Source organism: Desulfosporosinus lacus DSM 15449 (assembly GCF_900129935.1).
Taxonomy (GTDB): Bacteria; Bacillota; Desulfitobacteriia; order Desulfitobacteriales; family Desulfitobacteriaceae; genus Desulfosporosinus; species Desulfosporosinus lacus.
In genome coordinates this window covers 12105-31015 of record NZ_FQXJ01000015.1, presented here as the reverse complement: position 1 = coordinate 31015, position 18911 = coordinate 12105, and the positions used below count along the sequence as shown (strand labels likewise).

General features: G+C 38.9%; 21 protein-coding genes and 1 pseudogene. 19 read left to right on the top strand and 3 right to left on the bottom strand.

Annotated features, from left to right (window positions below):
- Positions 1-48: 48 nt before the first annotated feature.
- The 10 genes and pseudogenes from BUB11_RS28405 to BUB11_RS18160 form a co-directional block, all read left to right on the top strand.
- A pseudogene (locus BUB11_RS28405) lies at positions 49-150 on the top strand (recombinase zinc ribbon domain-containing protein); the annotation flags it as partial.
- A 45-nt stretch (positions 151-195) separates the two neighbouring features.
- A complete protein-coding gene (locus tag BUB11_RS28400) occupies positions 196-339 on the top strand; it encodes a hypothetical protein (protein WP_242947605.1) in 144 nt (47 codons plus the stop codon).
- Between the two features lie 207 nt (positions 340-546).
- Positions 547-1185 (top strand): hypothetical protein, encoded by a 639-nt coding sequence (locus BUB11_RS18190; protein WP_084110384.1) that lies wholly within the window; start codon positions 547-549, stop codon positions 1183-1185.
- A gap of 115 nt (positions 1186-1300) precedes the next feature.
- The gene (locus tag BUB11_RS18185; RefSeq protein ID WP_200797948.1) at positions 1301-3079 is read left to right on the top strand and encodes a KAP family P-loop NTPase fold protein; all 1779 of its coding nucleotides are present in this window, start codon (positions 1301-1303) and stop codon (positions 3077-3079) included.
- Positions 3057-3455 carry a hypothetical protein gene (locus BUB11_RS27880; RefSeq protein ID WP_200797947.1) on the top strand — a complete coding sequence of 133 codons (399 nt, stop codon included), beginning with the start codon at positions 3057-3059 and terminating at the stop codon, positions 3453-3455. The genes BUB11_RS18185 and BUB11_RS27880 overlap by 23 nt, the downstream gene beginning before the upstream one ends.
- A 38-nt stretch (positions 3456-3493) precedes the next feature.
- A complete protein-coding gene (locus tag BUB11_RS18180; RefSeq protein ID WP_073031177.1) occupies positions 3494-3685 on the top strand; it encodes a hypothetical protein in 192 nt (63 codons plus the stop codon).
- 378 nt (positions 3686-4063) lie between these two features.
- On the top strand, positions 4064-5026 hold the full coding sequence (locus BUB11_RS18175) for a helix-turn-helix transcriptional regulator (protein ID WP_073031176.1): 963 nt from the start codon (positions 4064-4066) through the stop codon (positions 5024-5026).
- 108 nt (positions 5027-5134) lie between these two features.
- Positions 5135-5761, top strand: coding sequence for a type 1 glutamine amidotransferase family protein (locus BUB11_RS18170; protein ID WP_073031175.1), 627 nt, complete (start codon positions 5135-5137; stop codon positions 5759-5761).
- A gap of 414 nt (positions 5762-6175) precedes the next feature.
- Entirely contained in the window at positions 6176-6631 is a 456-nt protein-coding gene (locus tag BUB11_RS18165) for a helix-turn-helix domain-containing protein (RefSeq protein WP_073031174.1), read from the top strand.
- Complete coding sequence (locus BUB11_RS18160; RefSeq protein WP_073031274.1) at positions 6624-7568, top strand: HipA domain-containing protein; 945 nt, start codon at positions 6624-6626, stop codon at positions 7566-7568. Before BUB11_RS18165 ends, BUB11_RS18160 begins: the two co-directional genes overlap by 8 nt.
- Positions 7569-7645: 77 nt before the next feature.
- Here BUB11_RS18160 and BUB11_RS18155 read toward each other — a convergent pair whose 3' ends face one another.
- Positions 7646-7849: a hypothetical protein gene (locus tag BUB11_RS18155; protein ID WP_073031173.1), complete on the bottom strand. Its 204-nt coding sequence runs from the start codon at positions 7847-7849 to the stop codon at positions 7646-7648.
- A 1002-nt stretch (positions 7850-8851) separates the two neighbouring features.
- On the opposite strand from BUB11_RS18155, the gene BUB11_RS18145 reads away from it, so the two are divergent.
- From BUB11_RS18145 to BUB11_RS18135, 3 genes are all read left to right on the top strand, one after another.
- A complete protein-coding gene (locus BUB11_RS18145) occupies positions 8852-9559 on the top strand; it encodes an aldo/keto reductase (protein WP_282434023.1) in 708 nt (235 codons plus the stop codon).
- 33 nt (positions 9560-9592) lie between these two features.
- Positions 9593-10393 (top strand): nitroreductase family protein, encoded by an 801-nt coding sequence (locus BUB11_RS18140; protein ID WP_073031170.1) that lies wholly within the window; start codon positions 9593-9595, stop codon positions 10391-10393.
- A gap of 186 nt (positions 10394-10579) precedes the next feature.
- On the top strand, positions 10580-11365 hold the full coding sequence (locus BUB11_RS18135; RefSeq protein ID WP_073031169.1) for a gluzincin family metallopeptidase: 786 nt from the start codon (positions 10580-10582) through the stop codon (positions 11363-11365).
- Positions 11366-11608: 243 nt separating this feature from the next.
- On the opposite strand, the gene BUB11_RS18130 is transcribed toward BUB11_RS18135, so the two are convergent.
- On the bottom strand, positions 11609-12556 hold the full coding sequence (locus BUB11_RS18130) for a helix-turn-helix transcriptional regulator (RefSeq protein WP_073031168.1): 948 nt from the start codon (positions 12554-12556) through the stop codon (positions 11609-11611).
- Between the two features lie 95 nt (positions 12557-12651).
- Between BUB11_RS18130 and BUB11_RS18125 the strand changes: the two genes are divergently transcribed.
- The 4 genes from BUB11_RS18125 to BUB11_RS18110 all read left to right on the top strand — a co-directional run bounded on the left by BUB11_RS18125 (position 12652) and on the right by BUB11_RS18110 (position 17039).
- Positions 12652-13098 carry a VOC family protein gene (locus tag BUB11_RS18125; protein WP_073031167.1) on the top strand — a complete coding sequence of 149 codons (447 nt, stop codon included), beginning with the start codon at positions 12652-12654 and terminating at the stop codon, positions 13096-13098.
- Between the two features lie 344 nt (positions 13099-13442).
- Positions 13443-14078: a GNAT family N-acetyltransferase gene (locus BUB11_RS18120; RefSeq protein ID WP_073031166.1), complete on the top strand. Its 636-nt coding sequence runs from the start codon at positions 13443-13445 to the stop codon at positions 14076-14078.
- Positions 14079-15358: 1280 nt separating this feature from the next.
- Positions 15359-16546 carry an MFS transporter gene (locus tag BUB11_RS18115; RefSeq protein WP_073031165.1) on the top strand — a complete coding sequence of 396 codons (1188 nt, stop codon included), beginning with the start codon at positions 15359-15361 and terminating at the stop codon, positions 16544-16546.
- Positions 16547-16640: 94 nt separating this feature from the next.
- Positions 16641-17039: a transposase gene (locus BUB11_RS18110; protein ID WP_073031164.1), complete on the top strand. Its 399-nt coding sequence runs from the start codon at positions 16641-16643 to the stop codon at positions 17037-17039.
- A 22-nt stretch (positions 17040-17061) separates the two neighbouring features.
- Here BUB11_RS18110 and BUB11_RS18105 read toward each other — a convergent pair whose 3' ends face one another.
- Positions 17062-17649 (bottom strand): TetR/AcrR family transcriptional regulator, encoded by a 588-nt coding sequence (locus BUB11_RS18105; RefSeq protein WP_073031163.1) that lies wholly within the window; start codon positions 17647-17649, stop codon positions 17062-17064.
- Between the two features lie 159 nt (positions 17650-17808).
- Here BUB11_RS18105 and BUB11_RS18100 point away from each other — a divergent pair, with 159 nt between their 5' ends.
- Together BUB11_RS18100 and BUB11_RS27875 are read left to right on the top strand one after the other, a co-directional pair.
- A complete protein-coding gene (locus BUB11_RS18100; protein WP_073031162.1) occupies positions 17809-18702 on the top strand; it encodes a ketopantoate reductase family protein in 894 nt (297 codons plus the stop codon).
- Positions 18665-18898: a Rossmann-fold NAD(P)-binding domain-containing protein gene (locus BUB11_RS27875; RefSeq protein WP_073031161.1), complete on the top strand. Its 234-nt coding sequence runs from the start codon at positions 18665-18667 to the stop codon at positions 18896-18898. Before BUB11_RS18100 ends, BUB11_RS27875 begins: the two co-directional genes overlap by 38 nt.
- Positions 18899-18911 lie beyond the last annotated feature (13 nt).

The window sequence follows — 18911 nt, the reverse complement described above, 5'->3', positions numbered from 1 at the left end:
GATAGAAACCACGGGAGCAAATATAACGGCAAATATCTTCTTGGGAATCTGCTTGTATGTGGCGATTGCGGAGCATCTTATCGGAGAAGGACAGAACGTGGCAAGGTGGTCTGGCGCTGTGCAACAAGAATTGAAAAAGGCAAAGAGTTATGCTCCCACTCCCCCACTCTAGATGAAGGATGGTTGCAGAATACTTTGAGTAAGGCTATTTGCAAGAATGGAGTTTATGATGAAGGTATTATCAGGGATGAGGTTGATAATATTCATGTTTTTGATACTTATATTCTGATTTTCCGCACGGATAAGGCACAGGAGAAAAGACCATTCCAGAATGACTAAACCTGTGATAGGCTAATAATTGTCAATAAGAATAGAGGTTAAAGCCTCTGGCAAATATTGATTGGGGTAAAACCCAACGCAGAAGAAACAAGCTGAGAGGCTTGTTTTATGCTATGCAGTGTCTTTTGGGTTAATATATATTGCAATATTTATGAGCAAAAAAGACATTTAATTTCATGAAGAGTTTATTAAGGGAGGCATCAAATTTTGAGATATCGTTATCAATATAATTTTGATGAAGAAACAGGGAAAATCAGCATAACTGGACTACCTTTTAAGACGAAATTTGTTGAAGTTCCAAGAGAAAAAAGGTTTGAACGGCTTTACTCATATGGTTTGATAAAAATAGATTTACAAAATGCCATTAAATATTTAGGAATATCGCTGCAAACCACTGATATGGCCATAAAAGAAGGCATGTTTAGAATAGCCTTAGTTTTATATATTAAATGCTTTAACAATTCTGGTGGAGGTAGATCTCAGCTTTCGTTAAACAAAGTATATAAAGATGTATCAGGAGAGCCGATAGAATGTTATTTGAAGCTAAAGAAAATAAGGGATAAATATATAGCACATGATGAAAATGATTTTCTTAACGCGAAATTAGGCATGGTTTTAAACGAAAATGATAAATGCATTGTAGGAGTTGCTTATCCTGAAATGCAGGCTAAATTTGATTATGATGAGACTTTGAGAATATTGCAGTCATTATGCAAAATTGCTCTGGAAAAGACAGAAATATACATTGATGATGAGATACATAATGTGGAGCAATATCTTAGACAAAGAAATTTTGAAATAGTAAGTAAATATCAAGAAATGTTTGTTGAAGCAGATAAAGATTAGTTGAAAGTTTATGCTGCCAGGGAGATACCAGAGGGGTGCCAATTTTTATTGACCACTCAAGGTATACAGAAGCATTTTTCGTAAAAAAGACTTTCTTATAAGTGGAGGGGTTGTTATGGGATTATTATCGAAGCTTTTTAATAGGAAATCTGAAATTGTTAATAGCACCACAGAAACGGCTGCTCAAGCTAATCCAAAATTGAATAGCATAAAAATAACCGGTGACAACCCAATTGCTCTTCCTGAAGAAGATACCATTGGCAGAAACAGTTTCGCGCAATCATTCTCAAAGCAGATACTTTCACTTGATACAAGCAAAGGTAGTGTTGTTGGAGTACTTGGTGCATGGGGTTCAGGAAAAACATCTTTCATAAACCTCGCTAGAAACGAGCTTAATCAAGATAATATTACCACTCTTGACTTTAATCCATGGATGTTCAGCGGTACAGAACAATTAATGCAATCTTTTTTCTCCGAATTATCAGCGCAACTTCGATTATGGCCTGACCTCAATGACATCGGAGAGGCGATAGGTACATATGGCGATTTATTTACGGGTATGGGATGGCTACCAATAATTGGACCATGGATTGAACGTGGACATAAAGCAACCGAGGTTATTAGCAAAGTACTTCAGGGGCGTAAAGAAGGCGTCGGAGCTCACCGAAAGAAAATTGAAGATGTCCTAACTAAACTCGACAAAAGGATTATTGTCGTTATTGATGATATTGACCGTTTGTCAACAGCCGAAATAAGGGATATATTTAAGCTCGTCAGACTAACTGCGAATTTCCCAAACATAATATATATTGTCGCATTTGACAGAATCCGTGTTGAAAATGCTTTAAACGAAGAAGGTATAAACGGACGCGACTATCTGGAAAAGATACTTCAAGTTGCAATTGATATTCCTCCAATCCCATATCAGATTCTAAGCACGCAGATACTAACAGCAGTTGATAACGCAATACAAGATATCGAAAAAGCAGGGCCCTTCGACAAACAAATATGGCCAGATATATTTGTTGAGATAATAAGACCTTTAATAAGAACGATGCGCGATGTTCGACGTTACGCTGTTAACATACGTGGCACGGTAGCTTCGCTTGGCGGCGAAGTTGCTTTAACAGATGTGCTTGCACTTGAAACAATCCGTATATTCATGCCTGATGTGTTTCAATTACTGCATTCATCGATTGACGCCCTTACTACAACAGATGATCACATATTAGGTTATAGTCGTAATGCAGATAATCCGCTTAAAGCTAAAATTGAGAAATTGATCGAGGTTTCTGGCGACAACTCAAATATAGTAAAAGATATGATATGCAGGTTATTTCCTGCCGCGAGGCGACATATCGAAAATAACAGCTACGGAGCAGAGTGGAAGAAAGAATGGTTACGAGAACGTCGTGTCGCACATGAAGATATACTCCGGTTGTACTTAGAACATTATGCCGGTGATCATTTTAAAGCTTTTTTACATGCTGAGAAGGCTCAGCTATTTATGGATAATCGTGAATTATTTGATTATTACCTGCGTTCACTTGATGCTTCTGAGATAACAGATGTAATAACTGCGCTCGAAGCCTATGAAGACCAATATAAAAGTGAGAGTGTAGAACCGGCATCTATTGTTCTCCTTAATCTCTTGCATACTCTGCCGGACAACCGTGTTAATATGTTTGATTATGATGTCCGTATAAAAGTTGAACGTGTAGTATATCGTCTTATTAGGTCATTGAAAGAACCTAATTTAATTGAAAGTGTTGTAAAATCAATACTGACTGAAATCACTACATTATCGGCGAAGTTTGATTTAATTAGTATGGTCGGTCCATATAGAAGGACAAGGTCACAAGTTAATTTCTGTGGAAGCCGCAAAACAGCTTGAAGGTACATGGGCAATTGAGGTCAAAGCAGCGTCAGATGGTATTTTACTGAAAGAACCAGACTTACTTAGAGTTCTCCTGCGCGCAAAAAGATACTTAACTGAAAGTGGTGAACAGATAGTTATCAGTGATACTGCCGAATTAACAGTAGCAGTAATAAAGTCCTCACAAAGCAAAGCAATGAGTCAGGCTATTGATAGTCGTGCTGTTCGAAAAGAAACCCGTCTGGCATGGGATGCGCTTATTGAATTGTACGGCGATGAAGATATCTTAAAAAATCGTATAGATCAGGCAAAGGATTCAGCATCTGTTGATGATAAAGAGATAATTGAACTTGCTGATAAATATAAAAATGGGTGGCGTCCCGAGAGATTTTAATCTATATTAAGTAAATAATTAGCAAGAGGTAACACATTATGTTGATAAATGGCAATATTGATAAATATGACAGAGAAACTTCAGAATGCATTGTAGCATATCTGGACTTATTAGGTGTGGCAACAAGAATGAAAGCTGATAGGGAATACCAAAAAATATCAATGAATAAATTACATAATTTATATACTTCGTCTATCCGATTATCAAAAGAAATTGCCATTGAAGGTTAATGAATGGCTTTAACATGATGCAGGATGAACTTAGTGGAAAATACGCAAAACGTGTTTACCCAAAATATTGTTGGCATATGAATTATGTAAATCGGGAATTGGATAAAAAGAATGAACGTAAGGATAGGAAATTTAGATTAGAACTAAGACAAAAGTAAGTGATTGTATTTTCCGCCAAGGGGGTGCCAGAGGGGTGCGACATCTTTTTTACACACTCAAGGCATGTGGAGTGCTGTGTTAGGATTGAACGGGTGAAATGCCTATGAATAGAGGGATGCAGATGATTCGTAAAGCTGATAATTTAGTGCGATCCTTGAGTAGTGTAGACAATAAAGATATTTAAAATATTGAGTTTCATAGAAGAAGGAGGTTCACATTATGGCTAAAAACGATAATATGCTGGCAATTCTGTGGATGCTGAATTCAGGCGTAAAAATGACTGCAAAACAGATTTCTGAAAAGCTAGAAATAAATATAAGGACAGTTTATCGGTATATTGATGCACTATGTGCCAGTGGCGTACCTATAATATCTGACCCAGGCCATAATGGTGGGTATAGCCTGCTGAATAATTTTATCAGAGCACCTCTGCTATTTGATATGGAAGAAAAAAAGGCACTCCTTCAAGCTGCTGTTTTTGCAAAAGAAGCTGGATACCCTTCGAGTGAGGCATTAGGCAATGTAACATCAAAGTTGAAAATGTATTCGAATCAGGAACAGGAAAGTATACTTAACCATCATTTAGCCGGATTTGAAGTTATAAACCGCATGGTAAACTCTTCCATTCAGCCGATATTGGCGGAATTGGAGCAGGCTGTAGAAAAGGAATTCTCTGTAGAAATTGATTATCGCACAAGCCGTGAAGAGCAACCAAAGAATAGGATGATAGACCCCTATGGAATGGTTTACTGGAACAACAAATGGTATACTGTTGCATTTTGCCACCTAAGGAATGAAATACGAAGCTTTCGGGTAGATCGGATTTTACTAATCAAGTGTACTCAAATAATATTTAAGCGTCCCGAAGCTTTTTCGACCCGTGAATTTTTTGTGAAAAACCTGTTGCCTGATTTAGTGGGTAAGGAGGGATTAATTTCTTTAATTATCGAAGGCAGGTCAGAGGCGTTGGATGAACTATGCATTCATTGGTTTTTAGGGCATCATCTGAAAGAGCGAACATCTAATCAAGCCATCTTTTTATTTGAGGAAAAATCAATTCATATTTATGTCCCTTATTTTCTCCTATCCTATGGTAAATCCATTCAAATAATCGAACCACAGAGTTTGAAAGAAAGACTTGTTGCTATTGCATCGGAGTTAATGGAATATTATCAACTTTAATAGCTTCACTGACAGCAGATGTCAGTGAAGTTGTTTTATAATGAGGATAGTCACTGATTACCGATGGTCGGTATTCCTTGATGAATAAAATAAGGGAGAAATTGCAAAATGAATAATACAGTATATCTTTATGTGTTTGACACAATGTCAGACTGGGAAATAGGTTACTTAACTGCCGAGCTGAACTCGGGAAGATATTATAAAAAGGGACTTGACCCATCAAAAATAGTGACTGTTGGAATTGAAAAGACGCCTGTAACAACAATGGGTGGATTGAAAATACTGCCTGACATCAAACTAGATGAGTGCAGTATTGAAAGCACAGATGCATTGATTTTACCTGGTGGAGATACATGGACAGAAACAATGCACCAACCCATCTTAAAAATCGTTGAGAGGTGTTTAAAGGAAGGTATATTGGTTGCAGCGATTTGTGGTGCTACAATGGGACTTGCTCAGACAGGATTGTTGAATTCACATTGGCATACAAGCAATGATCTGGAATACCTTAAAATGATCTGTCCCACTTACACGGGCGAAAAGTATTACAAAATGGAGTCGGTAGTAACTGATGGAAAATTGATCACCGCATCTGGAATAGCTCCGTTGGAATTTTCTGTACACGTCTTGAAATCTCTGGGTGTGTTTTCTTCAAAAACATTAGATGCTTGGTATAGTCTTAATAAGACTCATGAATCCAAATATTTCTATGAGTTGATGAATTCAATCCAATAAAGATATAAGCATAAAATTGATATGTTATGATCATTTAAAGGAGGAGTAAAAATGACTAAATAGTTAAGTGAACAGATTGGATGTCATAGTCCGGTGACAGAGCAAGTTAGATGTTTTTCGGATTATGCGAGGTTGACAGAACAGGTTGGATGATAAATTGTTATTATAATTTTGGAGGAATGCGTTTTCCAATCTGCCGCCGAACCAGCGACTCGTCGTATTGAGGGGATGGCGGTGGGTTGCTCCCGCAGGAACGCGCTTATATCGGTAATCCATATCCTCAAGGCATTCAGAAGTTGTAGTGCTGTTGCAACGTGAAAGGTAACGCAAAGGAGATATCCCATTTGAATTATGTGTTATAACTTCCCTTGACACTATATCGGAACACCGATATAATAAATTTAGGTGATAAAAATGACAATACAACAGCTTTTACATGATATGCAAATGTCCCGTTATCGTTTATCGAAAATCAGTGGGATTCCATGGGCAACTCTCGCGGATATTTATTCCGGGAAAACCCATTTGCACCGATGTGGTGCAGGAACGCTTTCCAAACTGTCCAAAACACTTGGTCTATCCATTGAGGAACTATTGGCACTGGAAACAGAGCCGGAAAAAAACACAGCCACCGGGAAACCAAACATAAAAACTTACTTGGAAACCGGGCTGTCGGAGAGTGTCCAAAAAGCAATAAAAGACTATTCGCAAGGCGAAAAGGAGCAGGTGCTATATCTTGACTGCTTGTGGAATGAGTTATATGGAGCCATTAATGCCGACCTTTGGGCTGGCTTAATTACTGAGGAACAGGCAAGCTATCTGCGTGGAAAATATCTTGGCACAGGGGGGAAGGATGGTATTAATGATTGATTTTACGTTGTGTGAAGTAAATAAATTCAGAGCTTACGGTGGGGCAAATGGGAATAAAATCAATATTCTTTATGAGGGCAATAGCTATATGCTTAAATTCCCGCCTGTCCCAAGCCGCAATAAAACCATGAGTTACACCAACGGAAGTATCAGTGAATACCTTGCCTGCCATATCTTTGCATCCCTCGGATTCAAAACCCAGGAGACCCTGCTCGGTACCTATACTGATCCACGCGGGAAGGAAAAAGTGGTAGTGGCCTGCGGAGATTTTACCGAAGGCGGCAAAAGACTCATTGAGTTTGCGCATCTGAAGAATACCTGTATTAGCAGTGAACAGAATGGATATGGCAAAGAACTTTCATCCATCATGCAGGCAATAGATGAGCAGATGCTTCTGCCGCCGGATCAGCTTCGGGACTTCTTTTGGGATATGTTTATTGCCGATGCACTGCTTGGTAATTTTGACAGGCACAATGGAAACTGGGGCATTCTTGTAGATGAACAGTCTAAGACGGCTGAAATTGCCCCCGTTTACGACTGTGGCTCCTGCCTCTACCCGCAGCTTGCAGCCAAGGATATGGGGGATGTCCTGAACAGTGAAGATGAGATTGACAGGCGGGTTTATGTTTTCCCTGCCTCGTCCATTGAGGAAGACGGAAAGAAGATTTCCTACTTCGAATTTATCTCTTCCCTGAGAAATCCAGACTGCACGGCGGCTCTAAAAAGAGTCTCCGCACGGATTGATATGGAAAAAATTCGCACGCTCATTGATAAAACACCGACATTGCTTCCGGTACAAAAGGAGTTTTATACTGTAATAATTTCAGAGCGAAAGGCAAAAATCATTGATTACAGCATGGAACAACTCATGAAACTGGACGGACAGGAGCTGGAGCGAGAGAAACTACAAAGCCGTGGACAGCAGTTTACCATGTGATATAAATACCCTGTAAAAAGAACCGTGCTGTTTACAAAAAATTGTACGGTTCTTTCACCTTTGTTGCCTCCTGTTTGTCACTGTGTCGGCTTTTGGCAAGACTGGATTTTGTCACTGCTTGAAAAGGCTGCTAAGACTAAAATTCTCAGTACGCTGAGGTTTTTAGTGTTGGCAGCTTTAGATTTTCTTAGGTGCAAGATTTCGTGCAAAAACTGAACTTGGTGGATCGGTTTTTTAGAAGAAAAAGCCGTCTCCAAGGGGGTGCTAGCTTCAAGTGTCATCTTTTTTGCATCCTCAAGGCATGTGGAAACAATGGTCCTCCTGCAAAGACAACATAGTTAGAATGATCGCTCAACCGCTGGTTTGACAAGTGAGGCCGTGTCGCGAGGATATGATTAAAAATTGCCGTTTTTGAGTTTGACTTAAGCTAGCTTAGTTAAGCTTCAAATGGCCGAATTTTTATTTAGAGTACTTTTTTGAGGGGTTATTTTTTTGTTGTCTCAAGAGATTATCAGCAGGCCAGATAGAAAGGAAGCAACAGTAGACAAGAGGTTATGAAGAATGACAAGAAACATTACAGTTATTCAGCGAAGAAAAGTAGGATGAGCCTTGCAGTAAACCAGGAACCTCAGAAAAGAGAATGGCACTTATAGAAAAGCGAAGTGCCAGGTTTAAATTGCTTGGTATTTTTTTTGCGATAGTAATCAAGGCAGAGTTATCCGAATCGTCGCCCCAACGCATGTCGAAAATTGCGTGCTTTTGTCGAAGAAGTGAGCAAGAGTATATACCCAGGAATAACCAAATAATTTTTCCAGGAAGAGAAAAAGTGATGTGTCATAATCAAAAGATTTTATTCATGCCCTTAGAACTTCTGGAAATTTTAACGGCAAGGCTAATGGAACTCTATAATCATACGCGGATGTGGATACATAAGGGGCATACTCCCGATGAGCTTTTTCAAGAAGAAAAGAGGTACTTAAAACCGCTATCGGCGGAGTCATTTAGGATGGGCCAAACAGATCCGAATTTTCAAATTCGGGAGAGCAGTCCATCGTGCATGTTAAAGCTTTGGACAAGGTATTAAGAAATTCAACAGACTGTTCAAGTATTAAATGGGTTAATTTGGATCGAAGCAGGTTTGAGATAAATTAACAGGTAGCACGAGCATTCTGAACTCTCTCCAGCAGCGACCATAATTGTTCTACCATGTATGTTGATGGATAAGGCATTGAATTTATAATCCACCATTCCACAACACCGATAGCGGCTGAAAAAGCGGCAAGATCAATCATATCGGTTTTTCATACCATGGAGATAAACAACAGTTTAAAAAAATCGTAGATGATTATTCATGGGAATTTTGCCAGATTCAATACAATTATATGGACGAAAATTATCAGGCCGGCAGAGAAGGGCTCGAGTATGCAGCTTCAAAAGGTCTTGGGATTTCAATAATGGAACCTTTAAGGGGTGGTCTGCTAGCTAGAAAAAACGATGATATTGAAGCCATATTTAGCAAAGCGGATACAATTATGACACCGGTTGAATGGGCGCTGCGATTCGTTTGGAATCATCCGGAGGTTTCGATTGTACTATCGGGTATGAACGATGAATCTCAAATCGAAGAAAATGTCAATATCGCTAATCGTGCACAAGCAAACTCGCTTTCGAACAATGACCTGAAATATATCGTTGACGCAAAAAATGTACTGGATAAAAACCTTAAGGTCGGTTGTACAGGATGCGGATATTGTATGCCTTGTCCTGCCGGAGTTAATATACCGATGTGCTTCTCGTATTATAATGACAGATATGTTTTTGACGAAAAGGCAGCGAAAAATTTCTATACAAATTTGCTATCCGGACTTGACTCGGGAAAACCTTCATATGCCTCGCAATGCAAAAACTGTGGTAATTGTGAAAAGCATTGTCCCCAGCATATTCAAATACGAAACTATTTAAAAGACGTATCGAAAGAGATGGAAAGTTGAACAATAATGTAACATTATAAGGAGATGAATAAAATGAGCTATATAACCGTTAATGAAGAAAAATGCGTCAAATGTGGACTTTGCGTTAAGGAGTGTCCGGTTTATGTTCTGAAAATGGGGGAAAATGGGCCTCTAGAAAACCCGATAGCTACTTGCAACGCTTGCGGTCATTGTGTTGCTGTATGCCCTAATACCGCTATAGATAATGAGAAAGCACCTCTGGCACAACAAGTTGATGTAAAAGATATACCTAAGCTAAATGAACAACAGGCAGAGTACTTTTTAAGATCCCGCCGTGCTATAAGAAATTATCAGGACAAGCCTGTATCGAGAGAACTATTATTAAAGTTAGTTGATATAGCAAGAATGGCTCCAACCGCAAGCAATAGTCAAGATATCTCCTTTATAGTAGTTGAAAATAAGCTTTTGCTTGAAAAAGCAACTGAAATCACTATTCAAATGTTAGAAAATTCACCCTTTAAGGTGCAACTGAAAAACACTATCAACAGTTATAGGGATGATGGGGTTGACTCTATCTTCCATGGTGCACCGAATTTAATCATAGCTACCGCAAATAAGGATTTTCCGCACGGGAGAAATAACGCCATTTCATGTTTAACCTATCTTGAATTATATGCTCCTTCATTAGGACTTGGATCTTTTTGGGCTGGAATGTTTGAACATTGTGCATCTGCAGAGGGTTCTCCGTTACTTGAATTATTCAATATATCGGAAGAAAAAAAGGTAGTAGGTGCGGTTATGGTGGGTTATCCTAAATATAGATATAGGAGACTAGTGGATAGAAATCCATTAGATGTCACATTTATAGATTAAGACAGGAGGCCACCGAAAGAGCCTATCCCATATAATATTGAATTTTAAAAATTGGATCAGAAAATTAGAGAGCTGGAATCAGAAGGGCGGTATTCGTCTTGAGATTAATAACAAAGGTATTGATACTGCTGGAATCAAGAAAGATAATATGGCAGGTACATTCAAGAAATGAAAGGGGTATAATCTATGAAATTCGCCCGTTACCTTGACCAGTTTCTGACTAAGCGAGGCAGACTGATAATCAGTTTAGTGCTTGTGATAGCAATCCTTATTACCCTTGATGCATACGCCCGTGGAAGATTTGAGTCAGAGGTAATGACATCGTCGGAGCATTTTGAGTTAAGTGGACTTGCAACGCAGCAAGCACAAGAGGTGCTCAATGAAATGGAGAGCAGCTACGATCGTATCGGTCGTGATTTAAAGGCTCAGCCTGAAGCTCTGATACGGGTTTATGTCTATAATAATAGGTGGGCATATGGTCGCGCTACAGGACATTGGGGTGCATCTGGGAATATTGAGGGTTCAAAGATGATCCACATCCTTTGGGTCGGAGAAGAAACTGGCCAGGTAGCGATTCATGAGTTTGCTCATACGGTCACATTGCAACTTTTGATTGAACATGAGCCTCAGCCTTTAGATGCCGCCAAGTTTGATGAAAAATTTGCCTCTTTCCCTGTTTGGCTCTGGGAAGGAGTCGCAGTGTATGAGGCTAACCAGGCCCATAATCCAATGTCATTTCCGTATATGAAAAGTGGACAATACCCTAGCCTGCAGGAACTAAGCCAAACATCGAAAGGCGCAAAGATTTACGACGTCGGTTATACTCTAGTGGAATTCATCGAAAGCAAATGGGGGCATGACAGGCTAATTCAGCTCATTCTTGAATATGGAAATGCTCAGAAAGTGCTGGGTGTGAGCGATGAGCAATTAAGTAGGCTCTGGAGCGACTTTGTGCGCGCGAAGTATCAGTAGGGATAGGCCATTATTTTATTGATTTTAAAGTTCTTAGAGATAAACGTTAGTAGGGTCTAGCAAAGCCTACAATGAGGTCACATTTACATCAACACCAACGCACTTTGAGACGGTAGTTCTGATGACGAATAGTGGCCAGAAGGGAAAATGAGAAGGTTTGACCACTAGATATAGTGGTTTGGAGTAAAAAATGAGCAAAAATCGGGGCAAAAAAGTGTATTTTTGGCCTTTTTCATAAGTTTCTCAATCTCTATTCATTTTGTTTATAATTGTCCCTAGTTGTTTAATAAAATTCTGCTTTATGGAATGTGGATAGATATTAACAAGAAATTGTCCAAATTGATGAAGATAATTGATCAGGAACTCTATTTCTGATGGCTCAATCCAACCGACGATAAAGATTTGTCCATTATTATCTTCTAATAACATATTGGGGTAATGACATCTTTTATAGATAGATTTACCTTCTTTTGAAATTTCAACTTTGTAATCAATAGCGTGTGAACTTTTTTTTACCAGTTGAAAACGGTTATTTAAATCAAATTTCATTATATTATCAAGAGGCCGATCCTCAAGTATATCAATTTTATTAATCCTGTCACAGCGGAAAAGCCTATACTCATTTTTATCAATATCAAAGGATGGGCAATACCAATTACCATACTCTGCAAAAATACCTATGGGTTGAATTCGACGCTCAGTTTGTTTGTCTGAGGTTTGGTAAACAATTTTTAAAACTGATGGTTTCATTATTGCATGGAGGATATTTTCCAACATGGGGCATTCATCTGTTATTTTTGCCGTACCAAATGAGATACGGGAGTTTATTTGCTCAAGTGCACTTTTGATTTTTGGTGATACAGAATCAAGAAATTTTTCTTGTATAGTGCTGTATTCTGCTTGAAATGGTATTGACTCCATCAGTTCCATACTTTTAATCGAAAAAAACAGAGCATAAGTTTCCTGTGGAGTAAATGTAATTGGCGGTATCTTATATGTTTCCAGAATTTTATATCCGCCATATCGGCCCATTTCCGAATATAACGGTACTCCTATATCCTCAAGTGCTTTGATGTAGCGAAGCGCAGTGCTTTTTGAGATTTTAAACTCCGTCATTAAGTCATGTAGCTTGAAATAATCTTTTTTATAAACATAATTCATTATTTTATATATTGACTCATATTTTTTCATAATCTCCTCCAATGGTATCAGTTTTTGAAACCTATAGATATTATAGTATATATTGTACAGACTAAATACAATAAAAATTATCAAGGAGATAAATTATGAGTTATGAGGTAGTTACTTTCCTTTCGATGAATGGAAGAGGAGCTGAAGCAATTGATTTCTATACCCAGCATCTTAATGCAAAAGTTATTTTTAAAGTCACATATGAGGACATGAAGAAAATGGATCCTTCGATGGTAGTAGAAACTGGAAAAGAGCAATGGATATCTCACTCCATACTCGAGGTAGGTGTTCACAAATTAATGCTTGCGGAAGAAACGATGGTTCCAAAATTAGATTACATTGTAGGCAACAACATTTCACTTTGCATTCAATCTGCTGAGAAACAAGAAATTGAAAAAATATATAACTCTCTGATTCAAGATCCAACGACGGAAGTTATCACTCCATTAGGCAAAATTGTTTTCAGCGAGGCGTATGGTATTGTAAAAGATCCGTTTGGCGTTCTTATACAATTAAACTATGACAAGCGATTGGCTAAGTAAAAATAATATCGGAGGGAGGTCATAAAAAATTGATGGTGCCGCCAAGGAACCTAATAGTTTCAGGCGGCATCATCTTTATCTCCTCAAGGCATGTTGAAACGGTAATTCTGATGACGAAATGTGGTTCGGAGGGGAAAAAGTAGACTTTGACCACAATATGTTGTGGTTTGCTAACCAAAAACGAGTAAAAAATCAAGGACAAAAAGTGCAAATTTTAGCCCGATTTTTTGGCCATTTTTATAGATGACATAACGACAAATAGGAATTAATTGAGCAGATAGCCATAATAAAAACACAAAAAATTGGTCTTAGGTAAATTATCGGAGGTTTATAAATGGAACAAAATGATTAAGATTAGGAAAGAAGAAGAAACAGATTATGAGAGAGTAGAAGAAATCACAAGGAAATCTTTTTGGAATTTATATATTCCGGGGTGCATCGAACACTATTTAGTTCATGTTATGCGATCCCGCAAAGACTTTCTGCCGGAGTTGGATCTGGTGATTGAAGTTGATAATCAGATCATTGGGAATAGCATGTATACGAAAACAAAACTAATTGATGAGTCTGGGGAAGAAAAAGACATCCTTACTTTCGGTCCAGTTTGCATTTTGCCAGAATATCAGAGAAAGGGGTATGGAAAAAAACTAATGGAATATTCCTTTGAACAGGCTGCCGCATTTGATTATGATGTGATTGTAATATTTGGAAATCCGAATAATTATGTAAGTCGCGGTTTTAAGAGTTGCAAAAAGTACAATGTCTGTCTTGAAGACGGGACATATCCGGCGGCAATGATGGTAAAAGAACTCAAACCAGATGTCTTGGATGGAAAAAAATGGGTTTACTATCAAAGTCCTGTATTTGAGATAGATGAACAAGAAGCTGGGCGCTTTGACGAGGGTCTGGAAAGCCTGGAGAAAAAATACCAGCCAAGTCAGGAAGAATTTTTTATTCACAGCCATTCTATTATACAGTGAGTTTCCTTTAGTGGTATAAGGATAAGCTACAACTTCCAATTTATCTATAAATCAAAAATTAAGTGAATCTTGGAAATCAGCGGGGAGTATTTTTTAACGAAGATACCCCTGCTTTTTTATACCCTTTTTTAGGGATGCGAATAAAAGAATGGAGGAAAACAAATGGCAAATGATACATGCGTATCTTTTTCCCTCTGAAGATATTCACCTATCTTCGGTATGACTGCGTGTGCGAGCCGATTATCATTGAGCCAGATGACGTAATAACTGTTAGCGAAGATGAGGACGAAATTAACGTGTAACAATATGCGCGCGAAAGCCCCTCTAATGCCGAGAACTACGGCGTTTGATGGGCTTCCTCTTTTCCTCAATTCCCATTGCCGTTATCGGAATACCGCCCCTTCGAGCTACACTGTGAATATGGAATTGTACCGAATAAAGCCTTCAAGAGATGAACACACTTTTAAGGGTTTATTGCTTATAATTCACTATGAACTGTAACGCAAAATCAGTCGCTAAATCGACGTAAATAATGGCTTATCCAGGTGACTGTTTCTGAAGTATGACTACCCGCCAAGGGGATACCAGAGGGGTGCGACATCTTTTTTGCCCACTCAACGCACTTTGGCGTTACTTCATTGTAAGTTTTGAGTGTAGCTTTATGTCTCAGACAGGGCGTTGTGAGGTCGTCGCGAGGATTGAAAGGCTGATAAATAAAGGGTTTGAGACGCTTAATTAATTTTCAAGTTTTGGATAGTCGAGTGTATAAAAAGGTGTACCTTTTTAGCGCAGGTAGGATCTTAAAAGAAGGATTCAATCTGTGCTTTTGTTTAAACAAATGTATTGATGCTTAGTTGTAAATATGTTACCTTAATTTTGAGGGAAATAAAATATAGAAGTTAATTGGAAATTTAGTACCTTATGAAAGAATTATGACGGATGCCGAGTGTGTATTTAAGGTTGTTGAAAGGAGTTTCTTCTTCTCCTAAACGAAAGCAGTCCCTTTACAAAATAACTTTTCCCAAACCAGAAGTAATGCCTTGTTAAGGTATATCAATAGCGTAAGAAAGGCAAAAAAGGGAGGTTTTTATTGTGTCAAACAACTATAAGTTGGAAATTCAAGTTGTGGCTACCTGTTTCGCAAATAGGCTTTCACCACCACAATCTGTAAGTAGCGTCAATTCCAAATACAATCTTTTCTAGCCAGAAGGATTGCCTGCTTACACAAAATAATTGGTGGTGTCCTCCTTGGCTCGAAAAGAGAACAAGGAGATAATTGAATGTTTAAGGATAAAACTCTCTTGGGATTGGTTGTAGCGGTAGTGTTAATGATGATCGGAGTAGGTATGGTAGTCACTCTATTGCCGCAGCGAGTTGTCGATTTGGATGGAAATGGACGATCAGTTGGGTATATAGCGTCGGCCTTTGCCTTCTCGTATCTGTTACTTCAAGTTCCTATCGGCCGCTTGTCGGATAAGATAGGATTCAAGCCGTTACTCATTGCTGGATATTTGCTATGTTTTCTTACCGGACTGGTGTTTTACTTTGCAACAAGCTCTAACATGATATTTTTTGCCAGGCTTTTACAAGGTGCTGGTGAAGCACCGGTTTGGGCATTGGCCCCGGCCTTGCTATCGCTAAGATTTCCTCTGGCTAAGGGGAAAGTAATGGGGATATATAACGCGGCCTTTCATTTTGGCCTTACTGTAGGGCCTTTTCTAGGTGTAGTATTGGCGAAGGTATTAAACAGCAATGAGATATTCCTAGTTTACTCATTTTCCTGTTTAGTGGGCGCGATTGTAATCTATTTTCTAGTAGAGACTCCTGCTAAGAAGGAAGAGCAGACAATCGACCTATCAGATTATTATCAAAACATATTGGAACTGGTAAAACAGCAACAGACGTTGATTTGTTTTATGGGAATCACTTTATACGGAGCGGGTTACGGCATCTTACACACAACAATTCCCGCATTTCTGTTACAAGAAAAGGCTTTTAGTGCAGTTGATATCGGCGTGTTTTTTTCACTGTTCTATTTAGCTATAAGCCTATCACAAATTCTTACTGGCTCATTATCGGACAGATTTGGTCGGAATAGTTTTATGATTTTAGGGCTACTTATAGCTGCTGTTGGGATTATTGTTTCGCCAGCCTTCAGCTTCCCGTTGATCTTATTGGTGCTAGCTATATCAAGTCTAGGGTTGGGGGTTTTTCATCTCGCTTCAATGGCCTTCTTGAACGAATCTGTACCTAATTCTTTAAAAGGCACAATTTTGGGGACATATTATCTTTTTTGGGGCGTCGGTATGTTTTTTGGTCCCCCTATAATGACCCGGATAGCGGCGTCCGTTAGTTTTCAGGTATCAATGGCTGCTTATTCATTTCTTATACTTCTGGTTGCAGTTGGGATGATGAAGATATTGGGGTGGAAAAGTAAGTGCCAGGCTCCGAACAAAAGAACTAGATAAATAAAATAATTACGATTTGAGCGCCTTCTGTAGTGATATGCTACCCCCAGATAGGACAGTGAAATAAAAAACGCTGTTCAGTCTGGGGGTAATTATGTCACAAAAAGGAAAAATACCAGCAGAAGAGAAGATGCGAATAGTAGAATTGTATCTCTCAGGAAAAGTAAGATATTCATCAGCGTGTCGAGAAGCAGGCGTAGATAAAGCTACTTTTAGGAAGTGGCTTAGCCGGTACAAAACGGAAGGGCCATCAGGATTTCTACCGAAGGAGAACAACCGAAAATATACAAAAGAAACCAAGCTCTCAGCTGTTCTGGATTATCTGGCAGGACAAGGATCGATGTTGGAGATATGTGAGAAATACGGAGTCAAGCACCCACGTTGGCGTTACTTCATTGTAAATGCCCTTATAGTTCTAAAGTCAAACCACCCGTTAAACGGGTGGTCCGGTGATTTTGATATCAAAGGGGTAAAGAGCCAGCAACTATCTTAATCCTTCTTATATCTACGGTAGTCTATTCATCGCAATTGCGATATAGGCCTAGACCGTTCATTACATAGGGACAGGCAATATTTACAAGTAAATCGGTTCGATCATTTTCCCTAAACATAAACCAATAATGCGCAGCGCCATAGATAGCTGAGGCTGTCATGGCCGAAATGATCTTTGCATTATGGTGCTCTGACATACGGGAGGTATCCCCTTTCAAAAATATGCTTTCTATCATTTGCTGCAACATCTCCTTTATCTTTTCGTCAACAAGTGTAGCAATAGATTTGGAATCGAATCTGCATATCTGATAAAAATTCACAATGTAGTTGTGTGTTAGTAATATCAACTGGTTACATATTTCACCCGTAAACTCCTGCGCATTAATCACTTGTTCGGGAAACATCTTGTGAAAAGCCTGTTCTGTAATATCTTCCAGCAAAGCATATTTATCTTCATAATGAGCATAGAAGGTGGCACGGTTAATGGTAGCTCTCTGTGCGATATCTTTTATAGTAATTGCATCAAATTCTTTCTTCTGTAACAAAACTCTGAACGCTTCCCTTATTAATTGTCGTGTGCGCAAAACCCTGGGGTCATCCTGATTTACCATATCTATCTCCCTTTTAAAACATCAAATATCAAAATCTGTTGTGTAAGCAACTTTTCACTAAATCTACTGGTTGCAATCATATGAATGACATACTATCGTTATATCATACAGGTGTCGCATAGACAACCTTTGACGAATTATCTGGAAGGAAGGATAATATTGAACGTAAAGCAAAAAAGACTTTTGGTATTTGGCGCCGGTGTGATTGGTAGTATATACGCGCTCAGATTTGCACAGTCGGGACTGGACGTCACATTGCTTGCCCGAGAAAAGAGGCTGGAAGCACTGAAAAGGGATGGGCTGCAATACAACGATAATGGGAGGATTAAGCACATATCTATCCAGACGATCGAAAAACTGGAAAACGACGATATCTACGATTTCATCTTTGTTCCAGTACGCTATGATCAGGCCGAATCTGCTCTGTCTGCGATGAAGAATAATCAGAGCAAAACTATTGTCACCATGACCAACACTGTGGGATATGACCGCTGGCTTGAAATCGTGGGCGACCGGTTGCTTCCTGGATTTCCGGGTGCAGGTGGAGATATCAAAGACGGTGTTCTATACGCCCAATTCGGTTCCGAAAAACATCAAGGAACTATTTTTGGTGAAATAAGTGGACAGATGACAGAAAGAATGAACGAGCTTGCTAAAATATTTGAAACAGCGGATTTGCATTATGAAGTACAAGAAGACATTCAAGCATTTCATGTTTCGCATGCCGCGATCGCGATAGTTAACAAGCATTTCTATACGAATGGCGGTATGGTGGATATAGAGACGGCAAGAAACGAAAGCACTCTATGCAAGGTCGCAGCAGACCTGAAATATAATATTCGCCTGGTAGAGCAAGCCGGAATCCCGGTAATACCGCTGGAAACGAAGTCAATGGGAGAATTGCCGGAAAAAGATATTATTACCTGGTTCCGCCAGATTCTGAACAATGATTTTTACATTGATGTTAAGCTTGGAAACCATGCTGTAAGCGCGAAAGCAGAAATAATGTTATTGGATGAGGTATTTCATAAAAAGATGTCAGTTCGACCATGACATCACCATCCACTCACCAAAGGATGGTAATGAGGCGGATATTACCTTAAAAGAGATTAAAGCAGCTTATCCAAAGATTGATGGACTGGTGAATAATGCAGGAATCCATTCTTTTGAGCAACGAATGGCATTAGAGGGCTTTGCAGAAATGATGGTAGTAAACTATTTAGAAACATGGGTATTGTCATATACCTGATATCCAATCGGAG

What these genes read in the sequence shown, in the direction of transcription:
- BUB11_RS18185 (WP_200797948.1), top strand. Translation starts at nt 1,301, where the DNA reads ATGGGATTATTATCGAAGCTTTTTAATAGGAAATCTGAAATTGTTAAT.
- BUB11_RS18180 (WP_073031177.1), top strand. Translation starts at nt 3,494, where the DNA reads ATGTTGATAAATGGCAATATTGATAAATATGACAGAGAAACTTCAGAA.
- BUB11_RS18175 (WP_073031176.1), top strand. Translation starts at nt 4,064, where the DNA reads ATGGCTAAAAACGATAATATGCTGGCAATTCTGTGGATGCTGAATTCA.
- BUB11_RS18170 (WP_073031175.1), top strand. Translation starts at nt 5,135, where the DNA reads ATGAATAATACAGTATATCTTTATGTGTTTGACACAATGTCAGACTGG.
- BUB11_RS18165 (WP_073031174.1), top strand. Translation starts at nt 6,176, where the DNA reads ATGACAATACAACAGCTTTTACATGATATGCAAATGTCCCGTTATCGT.
- BUB11_RS18160 (WP_073031274.1), top strand. Translation starts at nt 6,624, where the DNA reads ATGATTGATTTTACGTTGTGTGAAGTAAATAAATTCAGAGCTTACGGT.
- BUB11_RS18155 (WP_073031173.1), bottom strand. Translation starts at nt 7,849, where the DNA reads ATGACACTTGAAGCTAGCACCCCCTTGGAGACGGCTTTTTCTTCTAAA.
- BUB11_RS18140 (WP_073031170.1), top strand. Translation starts at nt 9,593, where the DNA reads ATGAGCTATATAACCGTTAATGAAGAAAAATGCGTCAAATGTGGACTT.
- BUB11_RS18135 (WP_073031169.1), top strand. Translation starts at nt 10,580, where the DNA reads ATGAAATTCGCCCGTTACCTTGACCAGTTTCTGACTAAGCGAGGCAGA.
- BUB11_RS18130 (WP_073031168.1), bottom strand. Translation starts at nt 12,556, where the DNA reads ATGAAAAAATATGAGTCAATATATAAAATAATGAATTATGTTTATAAA.
- BUB11_RS18125 (WP_073031167.1), top strand. Translation starts at nt 12,652, where the DNA reads ATGAGTTATGAGGTAGTTACTTTCCTTTCGATGAATGGAAGAGGAGCT.
- BUB11_RS18120 (WP_073031166.1), top strand. Translation starts at nt 13,443, where the DNA reads ATGATTAAGATTAGGAAAGAAGAAGAAACAGATTATGAGAGAGTAGAA.
- BUB11_RS18115 (WP_073031165.1), top strand. Translation starts at nt 15,359, where the DNA reads ATGTTTAAGGATAAAACTCTCTTGGGATTGGTTGTAGCGGTAGTGTTA.
- BUB11_RS18110 (WP_073031164.1), top strand. Translation starts at nt 16,641, where the DNA reads ATGTCACAAAAAGGAAAAATACCAGCAGAAGAGAAGATGCGAATAGTA.
- BUB11_RS18105 (WP_073031163.1), bottom strand. Translation starts at nt 17,649, where the DNA reads ATGGTAAATCAGGATGACCCCAGGGTTTTGCGCACACGACAATTAATA.
- BUB11_RS27875 (WP_073031161.1), top strand. Translation starts at nt 18,665, where the DNA reads ATGAGGTATTTCATAAAAAGATGTCAGTTCGACCATGACATCACCATC.